A 20,828-nucleotide genomic window follows, 5' to 3' on the forward strand; every position below is an offset into this window, starting at 1 on the left:
GATGATAAATGGAGGATGACAAATGAAAGCTTTGATTGTTATCGATTTTACCTATGATTTTGTGGTCGGAAAACTGCCGGTTGGACAGCCGGCTATTCAGATTGAAGACCGTATTGCGGAGTTAACGGAACAATTTATTCAGAATGGAGATTGGGTTGTTATGGCTGTTGACGCTCACGACGAAAATGACCCTTTTCACCCCGAATCCAAACTGTTTCCAGTACATAATGTACGAGGTACAACGGGAAGGAATTTGTACGGAAAACTAAACGACACATATAAGAATTATGAGAAAGACATTTATTGGATGGATAAAGTGAGGTACAGCGCTTTCTGCGGAACAGATTTAGATTTGCAACTGCGTGCACGGGGAATCCGGGAAATTCATCTTGCCGGTGTTTGTACAGACATATGTGTGCTGCATACGGCTATCGACGGGTATAACCGGGGATATAGCCTCGCCGTTCACGAGGATGCCGTGGCAAGCTTTAACCCTGAAGGGCACCGCTGGGCTGTTGGTCATTTCCAGGCAACCTTGGGGGCCGAAGTATTAAATCAGAGCCGGCCAAAAAAATAATGTTAACGGAACTCAAAGTGATGCTGAAGTCGCTTGCGCTTTGGTGCTAAAATAGAGCCTGAGCCCTGTTCCCCTAAGGCTCAGGCCTGACTTGACGGGAAATATTATACAGACCGCTGGAAAGATGAGTTAATAATATATGTTATATTGCCGCATTTTCCGGTAAATGGTACTGCGGGCAATTCCCATTTCTTTAGCGACAAGGCTAATATTGTCCCTTGCCTTAATCAAAAAGTCAATGATATATTGTCGTTCTTTATCACTTAGGTTTTGTTTTATTTTAACCCGTTCACAAGGATCTTGAGTTGTCTTTGACTGGGACGGAGCAACCGCCCGGTCTTTATGATGGACAATATCTTCAGGTAAATATTCTAAATGAATTGTATTGCTGTCAGCCATGCTAATCATTCTTTCCACAATATTCTGTAATTTGCGAACGTTCTCGGGCCAGTGATATTGTTTGAGCAACGACATTACGCTCCTTCCGTATACCCGAACAGTTCACTTCCTATCAGTTCTCTTGGGATGGCTCCACAGTTTACGGCCACGAAGGAACCCTTACGCCGTGCACTGTGATTGTGGATTGCCTGGGCAAAAACTTCTTTCCCTGTACCGCTTTCCCCTCTATGAGTACGTTAGACATACCGCCTGCGGCTTGCATTGCCAATTGGACGGTCTTAAGGATTGCCGGACTTTGGCCAATAACATCGTTGAACCGGAAGGTAGCCTGTGCGCCGCTTAAAGGGAAATAAGAAAAAAGCTATTTGCCACAAGGAGTTGAGCAAATAGATGGCGAAGACATATGAATTATAAAATTTGCCCCGGTCTGTGAAGACTTCCCCGGGCCAGGAAAAGTATAGGATTTACTGATTGTTGATGGTGTTAACATAATTTAAACAAAAGGATGATGATGTTGAATATACTTTTTTGGGATATAGATGGGACACTGATCAGAACTTCCAAAGCAGGATTATATGCTTTTCGTCAGGCAACAGAAGAACTCTGGGGCAAATCAGTGGATTTTGCCGATATCGCTACCGCCGGGATGACAGACAACTATATCGGCAGGCAGGTGATCCAAACAGTACTTGAGCGGGAAGCAAGCCAGGACGAAATTGCTACCCTGTGCCGTCGTTACGAGTCGATTCTTCCTGAGCAACTGGCTGCCAGAGAAGGTTTTGTTTTACCCCGGGTTCGAAATATTTTGTCCCGGCTGTGTGAGCAAGACGACTACAAGCTGCTGTTATTGACCGGTAACAGTAAACAAGGGGCGCACGTGAAATTAAGACACTTCGAGTTGGAACAGTATTTTGATTTTGCTTGCAGTGCTTTCTCCGAACAGTCTGAGCACAGAGTGGAGATAGCACGGAGGGCATTGGATATCATCCGTGGACATTGGGGTGATCCGGCGCAGCATAATGTTTATGTAATTGGGGATACTCCCCATGATATTGAGTGCGGTAAGGCGATTGGCGCATATACCCTGGGTGTCGCTACCGGAGCCTATTCTTTAGACCAATTACAGAATTGTTCGCCGTGGTGGGCTGTTGAAACTCTTCCAACGCCGGAGACTTTCCTGGCTAAGTTATCTTCTATATAGAGGTACGCGGGAGCTACTACCTGTCAGCCAAACTTCGGACTAACGGGGGGTAGTAGCTTTTATATATAGCCTGATGCTGCGTTCCAGCCGCGCAGTCAACCATGAAAAATGACCTAAAGGCTGAATTGAAACTGTTTTGCCGAAAAAATATCACATTTATGGCTAAAAAGGAAAATTCCGAGAAGGGTTTTTGTGATGTATGTAGAAGTATTATAATATAATCGGAACTGACGTTCCATAATTCGGAACAATATCTTCTCTCTTTTCGTAAAAGTATATGTAGTTATACCTTAGTCATTTATGAAGCCGGTCAGGAGGGGATAATTTATTAAATTGCATAGGTATGCGTATTCTGTATAACAGAGTGAATTCCCAGGAAAATTAGGTTCTCGGAATCCAAAGGTATACCTTGATAGCGGAATCATTGTTCCGTAATACGGAACAAAATATATTTTAAATAGGAGTGTTACTATGGCAAAGAAAACAATTAATGATTTTGCACAAATGGTGGCCAAGGGCGAGAAGATTGTATACTTAACGGCGTATGACTACCTCACTGCCAAAATGCAGGAAAAAGCCGGTGTCGATATGATCCTGGTAGGCGATTCGCTGGGGATGGTAAGCTTAGGGTATGACACCACGTTCCCTGTAACCATGGATGATATGGTGCGTCATTGTCAGGCTGTACGCCGGGGCGCTCCCAACACCTTTATTGTTGGCGATATGCCGTACATGTCTTATCAGTCATCTGACGAGCAGGCTGTTGCCAATGCAGGCCGTATGGTAAAAGAGGCCGGCGTTGACGCTATTAAACTTGAAGGTGCCGGCCCAATGATTGCGAGCCGGATTAATGCCATCCAGCAAGCCGGTATTTTGGTAATGGGACATATTGGCTTAACTCCTCAGTTCATGGGGCAAATTGGTGGTTACAAAGCCCAAGGACGCAGCTGCAGCAGTGCCTTAAAACTTGTTAAACAAGCTAAGATTGTCGAAGAAGCCGGTGCCTTCAGTATTCTTGTGGAGGGTGTTCCTCCTGTAGTCGGCAAAGCTATTACCGAGCGGGCGGGAATTCCTGTTTTAGGTATCGGCGGCGGGTCCTACACTCATGGTCAATTATTGATTTATGCAGATATGGTAGGATTCTATGACAACTTTACCCCCAAGTTTGTTAAAAAGTATGCAAATGTCGGTGAAATTATGGTAAATGCCTTTAAACAGTACGCGGATGAAGTAAGACAAGGACAATTCCCTGTTGACGCTGAGCATTCCTATAAGATGCCGGAAGAATCGGTAAAAGAGTTTTTAGCAGCATTAGAAGAAGAATAACCGTTGTTGCTCAATATATCTATATAGACGGATGCTTTCTTTTTCTGAATCGGGCCATTGCATTAAAGCGATGGCCCGATAATACTATGGCGACAAAGTGCAATAATGCACATATTCGAGACAGTAGTGGATACTGGACAACACAGGGGAAAATACCCAGTCTGTTTTGACAGTTCAACAAGTACTAAGCCAATGTTCTGATACGGCGAAAATCTCCGGACATTTTGCAAACATCTTCAATAAAGCAGAAAATATTATTGCAGAGGAGATAGCTAATGAGTGTAGTTCTCCAGGCTAAACCTATGGTTGAGGCCTTAAAAAAAATTCAAGAAGAAATGAGATGGGGTATAGGACGTACCATAGGTATCATCCGGGTAGGACAGCGCCCCGGGGATATCTGTATGCAGGAAAGTATTGTCAATAATTGTCGTTCAATTGGGATTCGGGTAAAAAGTTTTGTGGTAGAAGGGACGATCATCGTAGAAGACTTTATTTGGCTGATTACCAAGGTAAAGAAGGATTATGATATTTGCGGCATCGTATTCCTCGGACCGGTTCCCGCCCAAATGGACAGTAATGTTATTAAAAAGATAGCCAATCCGCTAAAAATAATTGAATGTATGAGCCCGGTAAATGTGGAAAAAGTTGCTGCCGGTGAATGAGAGCTAAATAATAGCAGGATTTTTCCTATTATCTAGCGAAGTCCAAACCATGCAAAGTCAAACATAATATATCCGGTAAGATTTATTCCTCTGACAACAATTCGCAGATAGAGGGGAAACGGCAATGGAAAACACGTCTGAAAAAATTCAATCGGTAGAACGGGCGCTGGTAATATTAGAATTACTCGGCCAGGAGTTTGAACTCGGTATAACCGAGATTAGCAAAGAGATCGGATTAGGGAAGAGTACAGTACACCGTTTACTGGCAACACTCAAGGACAAGGGCTTTGTTCAACAAACTGCTTCCGGTAAATACCGGTTGAGCCTCAAATTGTTTGAAGTCGGCAACATGATGGTCAATAAATTAGGTGTTAGAAAAGAAGCCGGGTCATATCTTGAAAAACTGGCCAGTTTATCAGGTGAGACAGTCAATCTGGCGGTAATCGATAAATGTGATGTCATATACATTGAGCGGATTGAGAGTTCAGAACCTCTCCGTATGGGGTTGGAGGTCGGCCGGCGACTTCCTGCCTTCTGTACAGCTTTGGGTAAGGTTATTCTCGCTTATCTCCCCGAGCACGAGTTTAAAAAGGTATTGGCGGCAAATCAATCAGACAGCAGGCTGCCCCAATTTACCAATAAGTCAATAACCAATGTTTCCGAACTGTATGCGCACCTGCAGCAGGTAAAAGAACAAGGGTATTCTTTTGACGACGAGGAATTCCTTCAAGGACTTAGGTGTGTCGCTGCCCCGATATTTGATCATATGGGAAAAGTTATTGCGGCAATCAGTATATCTGGGCCGACTGTCCGAATGACTTACGAAACGGTAAACAAGCTTATACCTTATTTAAAAGAAGCCACTGTAAATATATCGAAGCAGATGGGGTATAAAGGGTAGAGCAGATTAGGTTGGTAAATAATAATTGCCGCATCGGCAGTGACACACTGTCAGGTTGCGACTGTAGGGGCCGTAATGCCTTTAGGAATTGCACTGGGAATTCCCGCTAGTATGTTAATTGCTGCTTTTCCTGCGGTTTGCGGGTATTTTCTTATCCCGAGTACAGGTGTACTTATTGCCGGAGTAGCATTTGACCGTACTGGAACAACCAGAATTGGCAAGTATGTATTAAATCACAGCTACATGATTCCGGGATTGGTCACTACAAGTGTAAGTGTTATTGTTGGCCTGGTATTGGTAAAGATAATTATGTAATGGGTATATGCTGTAATTATGCATCAGGCGAAGCCGTGTTTCTACACGGCACTTTTTACTTTCTGTGCATGAGAGAATCAATCAAATACTGCTGGAAAGGGACTTATCCATCAAGCGGTATATAAATAGATACTATAGCACAAATAAGTGCGTACTTGCAAAATAATGCTCTATTGTTTAACATTGTATCAAAGAAAATATTTTCTGAAATATAATATTGAACAAAAGGAGAATGTCATTTATGGTTATTACAAAAAACATGAGTATTGTTGAAGTGGTACAAAAATACCCCCAGACAGTAGAAGTATTTTTTAAACACGGTATGGGTTGTATTGGTTGTGCTGCCGCTCAATTTGAGAATATTGAGCAGGGCGCTCTGGCCCACGGTATTGATGTGGATGCGCTGATTGACGACTTAAATAAAATTATGTAACTAATTCCTTTGATAAGTCGCCTGCATTTTTTGAACAGGCGGTAGTGGATGCCGGTAATAAAAAGGGGCCGTGTTGAAACTTTCGTTTCGGCACAGCCCCTTTTTCTCTCTAGCACCGCTATGCTTCCTTCCTGTTGCTTTAAGTATTGTTGCTCTATATTCGATATATATAGTAGAGCTGGTGGTCAACATACTTATTCGGGAGGGGGGTTCTATGAACAGAATAACTTTAGACGAAATACAGCCAGGCATGTATTTGTCAAGGCCACTCATTGCAGCCGATGGCACGGTTTTACTTCATGAGGGCATAGAAATGAAAGAAAGATACATTCGGTATCTTCGCAATATAGGTATTACATCTCTGTTTGTCGGAGAACCAAAGACCGAAGATGCGATTGAGGCTAGAGAAGATTTCTATGACCCAAAATATAGGCAGGAAGCCGTGGACGCAGCCCGGGAGGTAGTTAATCATTTTCGTGTCGGTAAAGGAATAAACCTCAGTAGGGTAAAACACCTTGTCAGTGACTTAATCAACAAACTTGGTCAGAACCCGGAAAATATGATTCACCTTCTGGATATACGCCGTAAAGAAGATTATATGTTTTCTCATGCCATCAATACCTGTATTTTATCAGTTATGACCGGGCTTTCTATGGGATATGATTCCAATCAGTTAGACGAACTGGGCCTGGCAGCTTTGCTTCATGACGTCGGAAAAATTAAATTTTCAAGGCACTTGGCGCTGCAGTTTCCCAACTATTTAACACGGAATGAAAGAGAAGAATACCGGCGGCATTCATTTTACTCTTTGGAGATCCTGCGGGAAAACCATAACTTATCGGTCAATGTAGTTAACGCTTGCTTTCAACATCACGAACGCTGGAACGGCAGCGGATACCCCATGGGCCTTAAGGGGGATGCCATTTCCGAGTATGCTCAAATTATTGGTATCGCCGATGTCTATGACCGATTGATCGCGGGGGTGCCGTATCGCCTGCCTACACCTGTATATTATGCAGTCGCTATTTTGAACAAAGCCGCAGGAGAGTATTTTAATCCGGCGATCGTAGATAAGTTTAACCAGAATGTTGCCATCTACCCCATGGGTAAAATAGTACGGCTTAATAACCGGCAAAGCGGCCTGATTCTTGGCGTTGGCATACATAACAAAACTACCCCCATAGTCCGCATTATATCCAGCCAAGATGGTAACCACATCAATCAACTTGTCGAACTTGATCTGATGAAAAATCCGGAACTTTTCATCGTCGATTTTGAAGAATTATATTCTGGTTATACACAAGCCTATGTTGACCGTGCACATATTTATCATACAAAAGGGCAGCATGTATGACAGGGACGCAGCATTCAAAACTCTAAAGGGGGATTACTTTGCAGAACCAATTGAAGAAACAATAGCGCTTTTACTGAAAATCAAATGGTGGGACTGGAGTATTGAAGAAATAATGCGAAATATACCTGTTTTAGTTGGCGACAATGTAAGAGCACTAGAAGCATTAGTTGAGAAGCGTGCAAGGTGAGTGTATACTAAGAAGTAGATCAAAGATGAATGAATCAGGAGGGCATACTGTTGAAAGTACTTGGCCTGGTTGCCTCACCGCGCAGGGCTGGCAATTCTGAACTGCTGGTAAAAGAGATGCTTGCATCACTGCCTGCAGATATCGAGAAACAAATGATTCGTCTGACTGACTTAGATATCAAGCAGTGCAAGGCTTGTTATGCTTGCCTACCGGCCGAAAAAAAATGCGTCATTAAGGATGATCTGGATTTCTTAATTGACCGTATCCGGGCTGCTGATGCGCTGATAATTGCATCCCCTTGTTATTTTCTGGGGTCCCATACCAGCATCAAGATTATCGGTGACCGCCTGATCTCTGTAATGGGTGACAGTCGCAAGTTTAGTGGGAAAAAGTGCGTTACCGTTGTTACTTATGGTATTGGCGGTTGGGAAGGCTATGCCCGTGAGGCGGTAAATAATTTTGCCCGCTTCCTCCATTTGGACGTGGTGGGTGATTTGCTGGTAAATGCCGCCATTCCAGGAGAAGCTTTAGCGGAAGATATCAAAACAGCGGCTCAGGAGTTGGCAAAACGTCTAATAGATCCCACCGGTGGGGATAAGTCGTCATCCGGGAGATTAACCTGCGGGGAGTGTGGCAGTAGTCTACTGCAAATTTCGGAATCCGGTCATGTCCGTTGTGTGATGTGCGGGACAACAGGACAGCTTCAATTTGTATCCGGTCAATTTATTATTCGCTATACTTATCCGGAACCACCACGGTTCTCCCCTGAAGGAATGATTGAACACGGACGGTTACTCGGATCTTATAAAGAGCGTTATATCGCCAAGAGAAAAGAACTGGCGCAACTTTGCAAACCCTACAATGATTATGATTGGTGGGTTTACCCAACCGGTTCCTGCCGTAAAGGACTCGAAGAAAAAGGTACATAGATTGACTGAATTATTCGCCCCCTTTTAGGTGCGGTTTTTGTATGCAGGCGAACATTCTGACCTGCATTATCCACATATATATGTTTAAGCATAGTTGGATTTTGTAAAAAGATACTATGATGCTAAATGCAGGCTCCGGGGGTGACCAGTATATTTTTTCAAAATGTTGCTATACTGAATAGTAAGCTCCTTTGATTGAAAGCAGCCAAAAAGGGATTAATCTTTACCGGCAATATGCTGATTACTATGGATACGTGTTTTATATAACAAAAGCATAATGGGGAGCGCCGTTGTTTTTCAAAAGGAGAACAACGGCGCATTCTTATTCCATTCGAACAGGTGAATTGTTATGACACTTAAAAAAAAGGTGATAGGGTTAGTTTTATCTGTACTGACGCTGCTTTCGGGACTTGTCGCCAACGCTGGTTTTGAAGCTGGCATTCCTGTATTGCTGTACCATCATGTCGGCTATGACGACGGCGGACTACCCCGGCTGACAATTACCGCCGATGAATTTGACCGGCAAATGTCGCTTTTTCATCAGGCCGGTTTCGAGACCATTTCGCCGGAGCAATTGATTGCCTATATGAAAGGGGAAATGGTATCTTTGCCGGAAAAACCGATTATGTTCACTTTTGACGACGGCTATGACGACAATTACGCCTATGCATTGCCGATTTTGCAGAAATATGGGTTTAAGGGCGTCTTTTGTGTGGTGGGAATTAATGTTGACCGTAACCGGCGGCTTTCGGCCAAGCAAATACGGGAAATAGCCCAAGCCGGGTTCAGTATCGGCGGACATTCCATGACTCACCGTGATCTGACCCAATTGACCGGAACGGAACTAAAAGACGAAATCTATGATAACAAACGCCAGCTTGAACAGATAACCGGCCGGGAAGCTGTGTTCTTTTCCTACCCCTACGGTTTTTACAATTTATCAGTCTGGGAAGCAGTGGAAGCAAGCGGCTATCAAGGGGCTTTTACAACTTTAAGCGGTCTGAACAAACCTGGCCGGGACAATATCTTCTTACTAAGGCGAATTCCCGTCTTCAACACTACCGACTTTGACACGTTATTTGCCAAACTGAATAAAAATCAGCCAAAAACCAAGCTGCTGGATTATTTGCCTGAGATCATGGAAACGTTAAGACAGCATCAAGAAGACAGCAATGATAGAGGCCGATACGGACAACACCAATCCTCCCTTAACCCATGAGCAAGCCGCCGACACTCCTATTCCTACAAGTGTTGCCAGAGCCATTCCTGATGGTGCCTCCATTGCCCCACGTACAATTAACGCGCCAAGAGCAGTGTAAGGTATGTAGAGGAGAAAGCGTCTTAATAACGGATGCAACGGACGCTCGGTTAAAACAATCCAGGGAAGTAGCCTTGGCAAATAGGTAACAAGCATCATGCCAATGATTAACGGTAAATAACTTTTCACACCTGTCCCTCCTCGATTTCGTCCTTTAGCACAAAGAGACCGGCTACTGATGCAGCGATAATTGATACTATAAGGCTCCAACCTGCCGGGAGAAGTTGGAAATAGTCGCTGGTTGCATAGATCATTCCGGATATAACCGCTAAGCATAGAACGTTGGAAGACTTTTTTATCTCAGGAACCAATATTGCGGTAAACATGGCGTACAGACCTATTCCTAGGCTGTTTTGAACAGCTGCGGGCAGCGCCGTACCCACAAGATAGCCTGCGAAAGTTCCGCTTACCCAGGCACAATAAGCGATGCCTTGCAATGCAAGCAAAAAGGGGACACTTAGTTTACCGCTTTTTAAAGAGGCGACAGAAAAGCTTTCATCAGTAATACCAAAGGCAATAAACGGCAGCCAGCCCTTATTTATTTTTTTGAAGCGTACCGCAAGCGAGGCGCTCATCATCAAATGCCGTAAATTAAGAAGAAATGTTGCGAGCACTATATCTCCGGTGGCGATTCCTGCTTTAATAAGATCTAAAGCCATAAACTGACTCGCCCCCGCAAACACAATTAAGGAAAACAGACAAGTGTCCAATAGTGAGATATTAACTGTTTTAGCAAGCAGGCCAAAGGCCATGGCTACCGGAAAATAACCAATAACGATAGGTATTCCCGTGATGAACCCTGCTTTAATACCGGACTCTTGTTTCATTTCAAGTCCCCCTCTATCCCTTGGAATATTAAAGTTTTTTTCACTATGCTATAATAATGATAAATACACTATAACGGATTGTGCGTTATTAATGCACGAAACGTCCATTATAACGTCTTTAAGCTATTATATAACACACCTGTTATAGTTACAAGTAGGGGGGGATTTATTGAAAGACTTAAATTTAATAATTGCCGGCAATTTAAAACGGATTCGCGAAGATAAGAAATTAAGCCTTGAAAAAGTTGCCGATATGACAGGAGTCAGTAAATCTATGCTCGGGCAGATTGAGCGGGGTGAATCCAACCCGACAATTAATACCATCTGGAGAATTGCCACTGGGTTGAAAGTCTCTTTTACATCCTTAATTAATTCCCCCCAAGTCGACGCAATTATTGTGCATAAGTCAGATGTTGAACCGTTGCTGGAAGATAACGGCAAATATACAGTTTATCCAGTCTTCCCGTATGAAGATGGCCGGCGCTTTGAGATGTACATAGTAGAAATCGAAAAAGGTGGCTATTATAGTCGGGATACCCATGGAGAGAACACTCAGGAATTTATTACCGTTGTTGACGGTCAATTAACTGTTCTTACAAATAACAAAGAATATAGAGTAAATAAAGGTGATTCTATCACGTTCCGGGCAGACAGGCCCCATGCCTATCATAACTCCGGTAGTGGACTGACCCAATTAATTATGGTTATTTATTATCCGCTATAAAATTTGTATTTAGGATCAAGAATGGTTACGCCCATGCTGATGAATGAAAAGTCAGCATGGGCGCTTGCTTTTGTTCGGTTAGCTTATGCACCCGTTTAATTATAGTGACATATTATGTAATAAAGAGCCTAGACCTTTGAAGAACTGGTGGCCTTGGGGATCAATCAATTCATTATTGCTCCAGCCCAGGGAGCCAGGTGCTGGGATAAAGAGCAAATCGACCAATATGCCAACAGTGATTTTACAATTTCTATACAGTTAACCGGTCTAGGATTGATAATTGAAACTGCTTGAAGATTGTTCCCATCTGGTATATCCTATAATAAGATAATGACAGGGTTGGGATTTTGCTTGACTAATTTTTATATATATAGTATCCAATAAAGATTTACAGGCGTGTTGTTAGCATAAGCGTAAGTCAAGCGCCAGCGGTGGAGCGTTACTAACAACACGCCTAGAAAAAAATCTTTATTGGATTTCATATAGATTGTTTCAACCGGTAAAAAACGAAGGTGTTGTCATGTCAATGTTACTGCGGTTATTAAGTAACCAACAATTTCAAATTATTGCTGTTGTTCAGCTATTGAATGTATTTAGTACAAATCTGCTATCTCCTGTCCTGCCTGTTTATTTTAAAATGCAGGGTATGAGTGAATCACAAATCGGTATGATTATGGGTATTATCTCACTAGGGGCTTTGGTATTGCGGCCGTGGACGGGAATGAGCGTAGACATCAAGGGAAGCAGGACAATTACACTTTTTGGCCAGATGCTGACTGCCGCCGGTTTGGCGGCCTATTTTTGGGCATCCGGCTTCTGGCAGTATCTGTTGATACGGTTTTATCAAGGAATCGCCATGGCTTTCTACGGAACAGGCTCGATCACTTTTGCCAGTAGTGTGGAAAATCCGGAAAATACTTCCGCGGCAATTGCATACTTTTCCTTATGTACAATGATTGGCATGGGAATAGCTACAAGTATCGGGCCGGTGATTTTCGCCGGCTATGGATTTTTTAGCCTGATTTTTCTGGGATTGGCTAGTATCAGCATAGCAACCGGTCTTATGTGGATAAGAAGTAAGGAAGTACTTCATTGTAGCGAGGATACGAGGATTCCCTTCAGGGAGGTCTGGAAGGCAAAAGAAGTAATTGCACCGTCGGTTTGCCTGTTCGGGTCTAATTTCGCCCTGGGTACAGCTTTTACATTTGTGCCGCTCTTAGCTCTTAGTCGTAACATTACCGCTTATTCGGTATTTTTTATTGCCTTCAGCGGGGCTGTGGTTTGTGCCCGGGCGATGGTACACCAAATCAACAAGATGTGGAACCCGGAACGGACGGCTGTTTATGCAAGTGTAATCAATGCAGTGAGTACCGGCCTGCTTGCGGTTTACCCCTCAACATTCACTTTTATTCTGGCCGGTGCACTGGTCGGCTTTGGATTTGGTACAATATATCCTACTTTGGCTGCCTATGTTGTTGACAAAGTAAGTCCGGCTAATAAAGGTTCAGCACTAAGTGTAATCGCCGCTGCCGGTGATGTAGGCAATGCGCTTGGGTCTTCCGTGCTGGGAGTCGTGGCTGAAACAATGGGCTTTTCGGTGCTATTTGCAGGAGCAACTATCATAATCCTGCTTTCAGGATATTATTTCTATAAAGCTCTATGGGATGATAGTAAGATGGGGAAGTGTACGGCCTAACATCAGCGTTTATTTTAAAAGTTTTGATGGTTAAGATTGAAAGGGGGCGGAAATGATGTGTGTTGTATTAACAAAGATTCCGGTTTAATGCATTATGCTTTTGTTTACCGAAAGAGATTGGAGGTAATACGATGAATTTGGCACGTTTCCACGGCGCCGCTATACGGACGGCAGGACGCCTCTGGAGCAATTAACCCGGTTTTCCCATGCTGTCAATGATCCTAACATTTATATTAAAAGGGATGATTTGCTTGGTTTAACCGGGGGTGGCAATAAGACACGCAAACTCGAGTTTGTGGTTGCCGACGCGTTGGCGCAAGGAGCGGATACGTTAATCACCTGCGGTGGTGTGCAGTCCAATCACTGTCGTTCGACTTTGGCGGCTGCAGTAAAGAAGGATTGAAATGCCGGCTTGTTTTGTCCGAAATGGTTTTGGGAAGCTATAATCCTGAGGCAAACGGCAAGTAATTCTTTATCATCTACTTGGCGTGGAAAAGGTTTGATTGGTCTTGCAAGACAAGGTTATTCAAAAAAGGATGATAATGTTCTTTTTTTACATACGGGCGGTGTTCCCAGCTTATATGCCAATACTGCATTGTTTGTATCTTGAATAATGAGTGTCGGGGACAATGAACCTGTCTCTTCCTGCCTAGTTGCCGCAGATGCGAAAATATGCCTTGAACTCATGTCAGACTGGATTGACAAAGAATTCAAGGCATATCTATTTCAGTTTGTTACTTGTTCAGGCGGTGGGCAGCATGATAAGTGGGGCCGACAAAGGCATTGAGCGCAAAAGCAGCCTGGATGGCGGCGGTAATGAATTTTTTGGCCTGATTAACGGCTTCATGCACCGGCAAGCCCTTGGCGAGTCCGGCCGTGATGGCGGCTCCGTATGTGCAGCCGGCGCCATGAGTGTAGGTTGTATTGATCTTCGGGGAGCGTAATTCTGTAAATTCTTTTCCATCGTACAATATATCTACAGCTTCAGAAGTATCAAGTTTTGCCCCGCCTTTTATCAACACATTCTTGGGGCCCAATTTGTAGATTTCAACTGCTGCTGCTTTCATGTCTTCAATGGAACGAATGGAACGAATACCGCTTAGCTGTGTGGCTTCGAAAATATTAGGAGTTATGATGGTGGCGCGGGGGGCCAGTACTTCGCGAATACCGGCAGCTGATTCGGGGTGTAGTACTTCGTCGGTTCCTTTGCACGCCATAACCGGATCAATTACGACATTTTTAACAGCATATTGATCAATTTTTTTGGCGACCAGCGAGATTACCTCAGTAGTTGCCAGCATGCCTGTTTTCAATGCGTCTATACCAATTCCCCCAAGTACCGTCTCCAATTGCGCCTCCAGTGCCTCAAGCGGCAAGGGATATATGTCATGAGACCAATTATTGTGTGGGTTTTGTGCAACTATGACGGTAATGGCCGTCATGCCATACACGCCTAGTTCCTGGAATGTTTTTAAATCTGCCTGGAGTCCTGCACCGCCGCTCGTATCCGAGCCTGCTACTGCAAGCGCTTTGAATACTGTCATAAGTAAATCCCCCTTGGTTTGAATGTTTTAGATATACCGTGTATGATTTTAGCTGAAAAAGCTGTACAAGATCATCGTAATGGATATTTGTGTATATCTCTTTTAAAAAACATAACTGTATTATAAAATGAAATTGATACTTTTAAAATATACAGAATGGATAATTTTGATAGGTACAGTTTTGGAGGGTGCTATGGATTTAATCATGCTTGATTCCTGTTAAATTGGGCGGAGAACGTAAATGGTATTATTATTGAGGATGATTATGACAGCGAATTCCGTTATTTTGGCCGCCCGATCCCGGCGCTAAAAGGGCTTGACAACGGGGATACCGTAGTATATTTAGGCTCTTTATCCAAGGTAATACCGCCGTCCATACGCATTAGCTACATGGTGTTGCCGGAAAAGTTGCTGGCTGTTTTTCAGCAAAATGCAGCATTATACAACCAAGCTGCTTCGACTATTGAACAACTTGCACTGGCCCAATTTATGGCTGATGGCTGTCTGGAGCGCCAAATCCGCCGCCTGCGTAAATTATATTGCGAAAAAAAATTATTGCTTTTTGATGCTGTCAAAAATATGTGGATATTGAGGGAACTGAATCAGGACCCCATACGATTCTCAATGTAAAGTCTGAACTAAAAGTTGAGCAATTAGTCGAGCGCGCATTGGAAAAGGGTTGTCGTGTCGCTTCTGTTCGGGATTATTATTTAGAGAATATACCGGAAAACACATCACGCATCATCCTATATTTCTCAAAAATCCCCGCCAATAAAATCGAATCTGCAGTTAAGTTACTCAGGGATGCGTGGTTTGGTTGATAAGCGAGCACGGACAATCTTGCTCGCTTATTTATTACTAAATACTAATTTTGTATTTAATACATAGGAGATTAGGTTTTCATGTTGAAGAAATAGAATACTGCCAATTCTTTGGAATTGTTGGCAGTGGGGAGCATGTTCCTTGGGTATCGTGGGAGGTAAAGACATGATTGCGTTAATTGGTGCGAAAATCCTAACTATGTGCGGTAAGAACCTGGATCGCGGCACAATTCTGGTTCGAAACGGTAAAATATGGGCAGTCGGCAAGAATATTGACATCCCGGCAGGCTGCCAGGTTATCGACGTAACCGGTAAGATAATTACTCCAGGACTCATTGATGCTCACACGCACTTAGGGGTTGAAAGTGAAGGTATGGGCTGGGCCGGTACAGATGTTAACGAACGTAGTGAACCTGTTACTCCCGGCATGCATACTCTTGATGCTATTAATCCCGCAGATCTCGGTCTCCTGGAGGCCTACCGCGGCGGTGTAACTACTGTTATGGTGGCTCCCGGCAGTGCCAACCCCATTGGTGGACAATGCGTGATTATTAAAACCGCGCCGAAACCAATTGTGGAGCAAATGCTGGTAAAACGATATGCCGGACTAAAAATTGCTTTTGGTGAAAATCCTAAGCGCTGTTATGGGGCAGACCTTAAAAAGATGCCTGTCTCGCGCATGGCTACCGCAGCCCTAATCAGGGAGGCATTCTGGAAGGCTCATCATTATCTGACCAAACAAGATGAAAAAGATTTTAAATATGATATGGGATTGGAAGCGATAGCCAAAGTCTTGCGAAAAGAGATGCCGTTGCGGGCTCACGCTCACAGAGCAGACGACATTGTCACTGCGATACGAATCGCCAAGGAATTTGATGTTGATATTATTATTGAGCATGGTACGGAAGCTTATCTTGTGGCGGGTATGCTGGCCGAGGAAGAAATTCCCGTAATTTTAGGACCAACGTTATCCACCAGGTCAAAACTGGAATTAAAAGATAAGACAATGGAATCACCCGCCTTTTTATACCGGCATGGCGTTACCTTTGCCATGATGAGCGATCATCCGGTAATTCCCAGTTGCTTTCTGTCGATATATGCCGGATTGGCTACCCGATACGGCCTTCCGAAAAATCAGGCTCTGAAAATGATTACCTGTGATGCCGCAAAGATTTTGGGACTGGACGACCGTATTGGCAGCCTTGCTCCCGGTATGGACGCTGATTTGGTCGTCTGGAGTGAAGACCCGCTGATTATTTCTGCCCGTCCTGAGATTGTCATGGTCGACGGAAGAATGGATTTTTTACCGGGGAAGGGGCCTTCGCTTCCCGCCAACGCATAGACAATGGGGACAGAAATTGGTTGATTATTTAAAGAAAGGACGCTATTATGGCGTATAAATTAGTCTGTATTGATGTTGACGGGACGCTTTTGAATAGTAAACATAAAATTACAAAAAGAACGAAAGAAATACTATTGAAGGCCCATAAGCTGGGTGTTCATATTGTGATAAGCACCGGACGAATGTATACTGATGCCGAGTATTATTCTAATCTTATTGGTGTAAAGTCCCCGGTGATCGCATCAAACGGAGCTTTCATAAAAGAAAAAGATCATGATAAAGTTATTTACAAGGATGTTCTGGGCGAAAGTTTATCACTGGAATTGCTGGAGATATTTCGAAAATACGACATAACGCCTTATTTTTGTACTCCTCATAAGTTTTATTATGGAAATATTATGTTTAAGCTTTTTTATGTTGCAACTAAAATATTGGGCAGGAGAAGCAACAAGCTCAATATGGAATATGTTTTTTCCTGGCATCAGTGGCAAAAAGTATTGTATAAAGAAAAAGATGATATTGTAAAATGCGAAGTTATCTATAGAGATGCGGGTTTAATTAATGAATTGCGGAATGAACTAAGGAATATAAAGCAATTGGAAATCGTCGATTCTTCAAAACATAATATTGAAATTACCCGCAAGGGGGTCTCAAAAGGAAAAGCAGTAGCAATGTTGGCATCGCTTTATAATCTGAAGCGGGAAGAGATAATGACCATAGGCGACAGTGAAAACGATTTATCTATGATCGAATATGCCGGTCTGGGTATTGCTATGGGAAATGCTTTGGATATTGTGAAACAAAAAGCTGATTACATAACAGATTCTAATGACAATGACGGGGTAGCCAACGCTATAAATAGGTTTGTTTTAGAAAACGAATTTTAAAGAGAGGTAAACCCGCCCGCTTGCCATGTTTTTAGCGCTTAAATACGGCATTGCCGAAAGCACTAATTTTAAGACCTTGAAACTTCTTGTTTCAAGGTCTTGTTATATATCCGGCTATAGTTTTACGGGATTTGCAATCTCAGTGGATTATATCAGGATGATGAAATCCGCCATGGCACTTTGAATGCTTTTAAGGATTTCTAGGAAATATTCGTTTCTTCAGGAAGACGTGACCGCGGGGGCTATGAATTTGTTTTCTGAAGCCTAAATAAAAACTATATAGTATCCAATAAAGATGTACAGGCGTGTTGTTAGTATAAGCGTAAGTCAAGCGCCAGCGGTGGAGCGTTACTAACAACACGCCTAGGGATTTCATATATATACTTTTTCGACAATATGACGTATAATACATATGAATACATGTTCATATATTGGTGGTGTGATATAATGTATGATGCTGATTGTACTATTGATACCTGCGAGCAACTGTGTGAACATCCTCAATTGATATGTGTAGCGAAAAAGGAAGCTATTCCTGATGCAGAAGCTCAGCAGGTCGCTGATGTCTTCAAGTTGCTGGGTGATACAACCAGAGTGAAGATATTGGACGCGTTATCCAAAAGAGAACTTTGTGTCTGCGATTTAGCGGCCGTTGTTGACATGGGGCAGTCGGCAGTTTCTCACCAACTCCGCTTATTGAGAAGTGCCCGCTTGGTAAAGTACCGTAAGGAAGGCAAGATGGCGTGGTATTCACTTGATGATGAGCATATTGGGTTACTGCTCTCTCAATGCCTGGAGCATATTAGGCACAGATAGGAGGCCGTAAAATGGCGAAAAAATATTCTTTCCGCAAAGGAATAAAGAAAAAGAATAGTTGTGAGTGCGGGTGCTGCTCTAGCGAAGCCGTAGTATCGGCTGCAGTTCCAGCCTGCGGGGGCCGCATGGAAAAGGCGGATCGCTCCTCCGGAGATGGAGCTGATACAGTTACCAACAACTATGATATTGAAGGTTTGGACTGCGGCGATTGCGCCGCCAAATTGGAAAATGGAATAAAGAAAATCAAGGGTGTAGTCAATGCCCAAGTAAATTTTGCGTCCGCCAAAATGAAAGTCACCTATAATAGCAGTATGTTGGATTCCGAGGATATAGCTAAAGCTGTTAGTGGCTTTGGCTATTCGGCAAAACTGGTAAAAGCTGCGTCAGGACATCCAGGTATTCGTAATGCGGTCTTTAAGGTCTCCGGCCTTGATTGCGCTGACTGTGCGGCCAAGCTGGAAAAAATGATTCTTGCCATGGCCGGGGTTAGTTCTGCACAGGTAAATTTCGCTGCAGGTAAAATTATAGTAGAACATACTATAAGCGAAGATGATATTATCAAGGCTATAGAGCAAGCGGGATATAACATTGAACGTGAAAGCAAGGGGCCTCGGCCGGCAAACAGTAAACCTGCCTGGTGGACCAATAAGCGAACCCAAGCGACCGTTGTGTCCGGTTTACTGCTGGCAGTGGCCACAGTAATGGAATGGTTAGGTGTTCATGATGATGTGATTATTCCATTATATATTGTGACAGCGATTACCGGTGGTTATCATACAGCTAAAAGTGGTCTTTATGGTTTGCGTGCTTTAAGCTTTGATATGAACTTCCTTATGACTGCAGCGGTAATTGGTGCGGCAGCTATTGGCGAATGGAGCGAAGGCGCTACAGTGGCCTTTCTTTTCTCCTTTGGCAATACGCTTCAAACTTACACAATGGATAAAACTCGCCAGTCCATCCGGGCTTTGATGGAGTTGGCTCCACATGAAGCATTGGTGCGGCGGGGGAATCAAGAGCAAAGGTTGCCTGTTGACGAGATTGTTATCGGCGATATCATCATCGTGAAACCCGGTGAGCGAATCGCGATGGATGGTGTTGTAAAAAAGGGGATGTCGGCAGTAAACCAGGCTACCATCACTGGCGAATCTATTCCTGTCGAGAAAGCTGTCGGTGATACTGTATACGCAGGTACTGTTAACGAGCATGGTGCTCTGGAGATTGAAGTAACTAAAATAGCTGCAGATTCAACCCTGGCTAAAATCATGCACTTAGTGGAAGAGGCACAGGCACAAAAGGCCCCTTCACAACACTTTGTTGACGTTTTCTCGAAATACTATACGCCGGCGGTTCTCATTGCCGCTATCGGGGTTATGGTTCTTCCTTGGCTACTCTTTAATCAGCCATTCGCTACCTGGTTTTACAAAGGGCTTGTTCTTCTGGTCATCTCTTGCCCTTGTGCCTTAGTAATTTCCACGCCTGTTTCTATCGTGTCCGCTATCGGCAATTCATCCAGAAACGGTGTTTTAATAAAAGGCGGGGCCTATCTTGAACAGATGGGGGCAATCCAATCCATTGCGTTTGATAAGACCGGCACGTTAACCTATGGCCGCCCGGTTGTCACCGATATTATTCCGGTGGATGGCACTAGCGAGCTGGATTTCTTAACTACCGCTGCCTCGGTTGAAAAACTGTCCGAACATCCTTTGGCAGTTGCTATAGTGGAAAAGGCAAAAAGTCTTGCTCTGAAGTCGATAGCGAATTTCAAGGCATTAGTTGGTCGCGGTGCGCAAGCAGATGTTGACGGCAAAACGGTGTATATCGGCAACCTGCGTTTGTTTGAAGAGCTGGGCTTTGGACTATCGCAATACGAGCAGGATATGGCGGTACTTGAGCAACAAGGTAAAACAGTAATGCTGATGGGAACCAAAGAAGCGATTATGGGGATGATAGCTGTCGCCGATACTATCCGCGATAACAGCTTTACTGCTGTTCAGGCGTTGCGCGAGGCGGGAATGAAACACGTTGCGATGCTTACAGGCGATAACAGCCGCGTAGCTGGTGCTATCGCCGAAAAACTGGAACTTGACACGGTCTATAGTGAGTTGCTGCCTGAAGATAAAGTAAACGCAGTGAAAAACTTAATTAGAGATTATGGCAGTGTAGCCATGGTCGGGGATGGAGTAAACGACGCTCCGGCATTAGCTGCTGCCAATGTAGGTATAGCGATGGGGGTAGCAGGGTCGGATACGGCGCTGGAAACGGCAGATATTGCCCTAATGTCTGATGACCTCGAAAAACTGGCATACCTGATCAGACTTAGCCGTAAAACTGTAGCGGTTATTAAACAAAACATCGCTTTTGCCATCTTAGTCAAAATTGTTTTCGTCATCCTCACTTTTGCCGGCTATGTGAACTTATGGCTGGCGGTATTTGCCGATATGGGTTCTTCCATACTGGTAACCCTGAACGGAATGCGCTTAATGCGCAGGCTCAGGTAACATGTTCAGGCGATCAATTGTGGATGCAAATAGAGTATGAAAAAGGACCCCCCGCAAAATTGCGGGGGGGG

General features: G+C 43.8%; 26 protein-coding genes. 21 read left to right on the plus strand and 5 right to left on the minus strand.

Annotation, left to right across the window (positions count from 1 at the left end; translation table 11 throughout):
- Positions 1 to 22 precede the first annotated feature (22 nt).
- Positions 23 to 577: a cysteine hydrolase family protein gene (locus SCACP_RS04555; RefSeq protein ID WP_425060216.1), complete on the plus strand. Its 555-nt coding sequence runs from the start codon at positions 23 to 25 to the stop codon at positions 575 to 577.
- A 129-nt stretch (positions 578 to 706) separates the two neighbouring features.
- On the opposite strand, the gene SCACP_RS04560 is transcribed toward SCACP_RS04555, so the two are convergent.
- The gene (locus SCACP_RS04560; protein WP_425061324.1) at positions 707 to 985 is read right to left on the minus strand and encodes a helix-turn-helix domain-containing protein; all 279 of its coding nucleotides are present in this window, start codon (positions 983 to 985) and stop codon (positions 707 to 709) included.
- Positions 986 to 1,050: 65 nt separating this feature from the next.
- A complete protein-coding gene (locus SCACP_RS04565; protein WP_425061325.1) occupies positions 1,051 to 1,161 on the minus strand; it encodes a sigma 54-interacting transcriptional regulator in 111 nt (36 codons plus the stop codon).
- On the opposite strand from SCACP_RS04565, the gene SCACP_RS04570 reads away from it, so the two are divergent.
- The 11 genes from SCACP_RS04570 (at position 1,161) to SCACP_RS04620 (ending at position 9,503) form a co-directional block, all read left to right on the plus strand.
- Positions 1,161 to 1,319, plus strand: a complete 159-nt coding sequence (locus SCACP_RS04570) for a hypothetical protein (protein ID WP_425060217.1) — start codon at positions 1,161 to 1,163, stop codon at positions 1,317 to 1,319. The genes SCACP_RS04565 and SCACP_RS04570 overlap by 1 nt on opposite strands.
- Before the next feature lie 162 nt (positions 1,320 to 1,481).
- The gene (locus SCACP_RS04575) at positions 1,482 to 2,177 is read left to right on the plus strand and encodes an HAD family hydrolase (protein ID WP_425060218.1); all 696 of its coding nucleotides are present in this window, start codon (positions 1,482 to 1,484) and stop codon (positions 2,175 to 2,177) included.
- A 471-nt stretch (positions 2,178 to 2,648) separates the two neighbouring features.
- Positions 2,649 to 3,503: a 3-methyl-2-oxobutanoate hydroxymethyltransferase gene (gene panB, locus SCACP_RS04580; RefSeq protein ID WP_425060219.1), complete on the plus strand. Its 855-nt coding sequence runs from the start codon at positions 2,649 to 2,651 to the stop codon at positions 3,501 to 3,503.
- Between the two features lie 275 nt (positions 3,504 to 3,778).
- Positions 3,779 to 4,165 (plus strand): tetrahydrofolate dehydrogenase/cyclohydrolase catalytic domain-containing protein, encoded by a 387-nt coding sequence (locus SCACP_RS04585; protein ID WP_425060220.1) that lies wholly within the window; start codon positions 3,779 to 3,781, stop codon positions 4,163 to 4,165.
- 124 nt (positions 4,166 to 4,289) lie between these two features.
- Positions 4,290 to 5,066, plus strand: coding sequence for an IclR family transcriptional regulator (locus tag SCACP_RS04590; RefSeq protein WP_425060221.1), 777 nt, complete (start codon positions 4,290 to 4,292; stop codon positions 5,064 to 5,066).
- Positions 5,067 to 5,141: 75 nt separating this feature from the next.
- A complete protein-coding gene (locus SCACP_RS04595) occupies positions 5,142 to 5,381 on the plus strand; it encodes a hypothetical protein (RefSeq protein ID WP_425060222.1) in 240 nt (79 codons plus the stop codon).
- A 241-nt stretch (positions 5,382 to 5,622) separates the two neighbouring features.
- Positions 5,623 to 5,814, plus strand: a complete 192-nt coding sequence (locus tag SCACP_RS04600; protein ID WP_425060223.1) for a DUF1858 domain-containing protein — start codon at positions 5,623 to 5,625, stop codon at positions 5,812 to 5,814.
- A 214-nt stretch (positions 5,815 to 6,028) separates the two neighbouring features.
- Positions 6,029 to 7,168, plus strand: coding sequence for an HD-GYP domain-containing protein (locus SCACP_RS04605; RefSeq protein ID WP_425060224.1), 1,140 nt, complete (start codon positions 6,029 to 6,031; stop codon positions 7,166 to 7,168).
- Positions 7,161 to 7,355, plus strand: coding sequence for a hypothetical protein (locus SCACP_RS04610; protein WP_425060225.1), 195 nt, complete (start codon positions 7,161 to 7,163; stop codon positions 7,353 to 7,355). The genes SCACP_RS04605 and SCACP_RS04610 overlap by 8 nt, the downstream gene beginning before the upstream one ends.
- Positions 7,356 to 7,405: 50 nt before the next feature.
- Complete coding sequence (locus SCACP_RS04615; RefSeq protein ID WP_425060226.1) at positions 7,406 to 8,284, plus strand: flavodoxin family protein; 879 nt, start codon at positions 7,406 to 7,408, stop codon at positions 8,282 to 8,284.
- 349 nt (positions 8,285 to 8,633) lie between these two features.
- Positions 8,634 to 9,503, plus strand: a complete 870-nt coding sequence (locus SCACP_RS04620) for a polysaccharide deacetylase family protein (RefSeq protein WP_425060227.1) — start codon at positions 8,634 to 8,636, stop codon at positions 9,501 to 9,503.
- On the opposite strand, the gene SCACP_RS04625 is transcribed toward SCACP_RS04620, so the two are convergent.
- Both SCACP_RS04625 and SCACP_RS04630 read right to left on the minus strand, forming a co-directional pair.
- Complete coding sequence (locus SCACP_RS04625; RefSeq protein ID WP_425061326.1) at positions 9,432 to 9,701, minus strand: AzlD domain-containing protein; 270 nt, start codon at positions 9,699 to 9,701, stop codon at positions 9,432 to 9,434. The genes SCACP_RS04620 and SCACP_RS04625 overlap by 72 nt on opposite strands.
- Positions 9,702 to 9,727: 26 nt before the next feature.
- Complete coding sequence (locus SCACP_RS04630; RefSeq protein WP_425060228.1) at positions 9,728 to 10,429, minus strand: AzlC family ABC transporter permease; 702 nt, start codon at positions 10,427 to 10,429, stop codon at positions 9,728 to 9,730.
- Between the two features lie 169 nt (positions 10,430 to 10,598).
- On the opposite strand from SCACP_RS04630, the gene SCACP_RS04635 reads away from it, so the two are divergent.
- From SCACP_RS04635 to SCACP_RS04650, 4 genes are all read left to right on the plus strand, one after another.
- Positions 10,599 to 11,153: a helix-turn-helix domain-containing protein gene (locus SCACP_RS04635; protein ID WP_425060229.1), complete on the plus strand. Its 555-nt coding sequence runs from the start codon at positions 10,599 to 10,601 to the stop codon at positions 11,151 to 11,153.
- Between the two features lie 520 nt (positions 11,154 to 11,673).
- A complete protein-coding gene (locus SCACP_RS04640) occupies positions 11,674 to 12,849 on the plus strand; it encodes an MFS transporter (RefSeq protein WP_425060230.1) in 1,176 nt (391 codons plus the stop codon).
- Between the two features lie 226 nt (positions 12,850 to 13,075).
- The gene (locus SCACP_RS04645; RefSeq protein ID WP_425061327.1) at positions 13,076 to 13,252 is read left to right on the plus strand and encodes a hypothetical protein; all 177 of its coding nucleotides are present in this window, start codon (positions 13,076 to 13,078) and stop codon (positions 13,250 to 13,252) included.
- Positions 13,253 to 13,261: 9 nt separating this feature from the next.
- A complete protein-coding gene (locus tag SCACP_RS04650; protein ID WP_425060231.1) occupies positions 13,262 to 13,459 on the plus strand; it encodes a hypothetical protein in 198 nt (65 codons plus the stop codon).
- Positions 13,460 to 13,583: 124 nt separating this feature from the next.
- Here SCACP_RS04650 and pdxK read toward each other — a convergent pair whose 3' ends face one another.
- Positions 13,584 to 14,393: a pyridoxine/pyridoxal/pyridoxamine kinase gene (gene pdxK, locus SCACP_RS04655; protein ID WP_425060232.1), complete on the minus strand. Its 810-nt coding sequence runs from the start codon at positions 14,391 to 14,393 to the stop codon at positions 13,584 to 13,586.
- Positions 14,394 to 14,783: 390 nt separating this feature from the next.
- On the opposite strand from pdxK, the gene SCACP_RS04660 reads away from it, so the two are divergent.
- The 5 genes from SCACP_RS04660 (at position 14,784) to SCACP_RS04680 (ending at position 20,757) form a co-directional block, all read left to right on the plus strand.
- Positions 14,784 to 15,023, plus strand: coding sequence for a hypothetical protein (locus tag SCACP_RS04660; RefSeq protein WP_425060233.1), 240 nt, complete (start codon positions 14,784 to 14,786; stop codon positions 15,021 to 15,023).
- 357 nt (positions 15,024 to 15,380) lie between these two features.
- On the plus strand, positions 15,381 to 16,556 hold the full coding sequence (locus SCACP_RS04665; protein WP_425060234.1) for an amidohydrolase: 1,176 nt from the start codon (positions 15,381 to 15,383) through the stop codon (positions 16,554 to 16,556).
- 47 nt (positions 16,557 to 16,603) lie between these two features.
- On the plus strand, positions 16,604 to 17,443 hold the full coding sequence (locus SCACP_RS04670) for a Cof-type HAD-IIB family hydrolase (protein ID WP_425060235.1): 840 nt from the start codon (positions 16,604 to 16,606) through the stop codon (positions 17,441 to 17,443).
- A gap of 447 nt (positions 17,444 to 17,890) precedes the next feature.
- Positions 17,891 to 18,259, plus strand: coding sequence for an ArsR/SmtB family transcription factor (locus SCACP_RS04675; RefSeq protein ID WP_425060236.1), 369 nt, complete (start codon positions 17,891 to 17,893; stop codon positions 18,257 to 18,259).
- 11 nt (positions 18,260 to 18,270) lie between these two features.
- Positions 18,271 to 20,757, plus strand: a complete 2,487-nt coding sequence (locus tag SCACP_RS04680; RefSeq protein ID WP_425060237.1) for a heavy metal translocating P-type ATPase — start codon at positions 18,271 to 18,273, stop codon at positions 20,755 to 20,757.
- Positions 20,758 to 20,828 lie beyond the last annotated feature (71 nt).

The sequence above is a fragment of the Sporomusaceae bacterium ACPt genome, assembly GCA_041428575.1.
GTDB lineage: Bacteria > Bacillota > Negativicutes > Sporomusales > Sporomusaceae > Sporomusa_D > Sporomusa_D carbonis.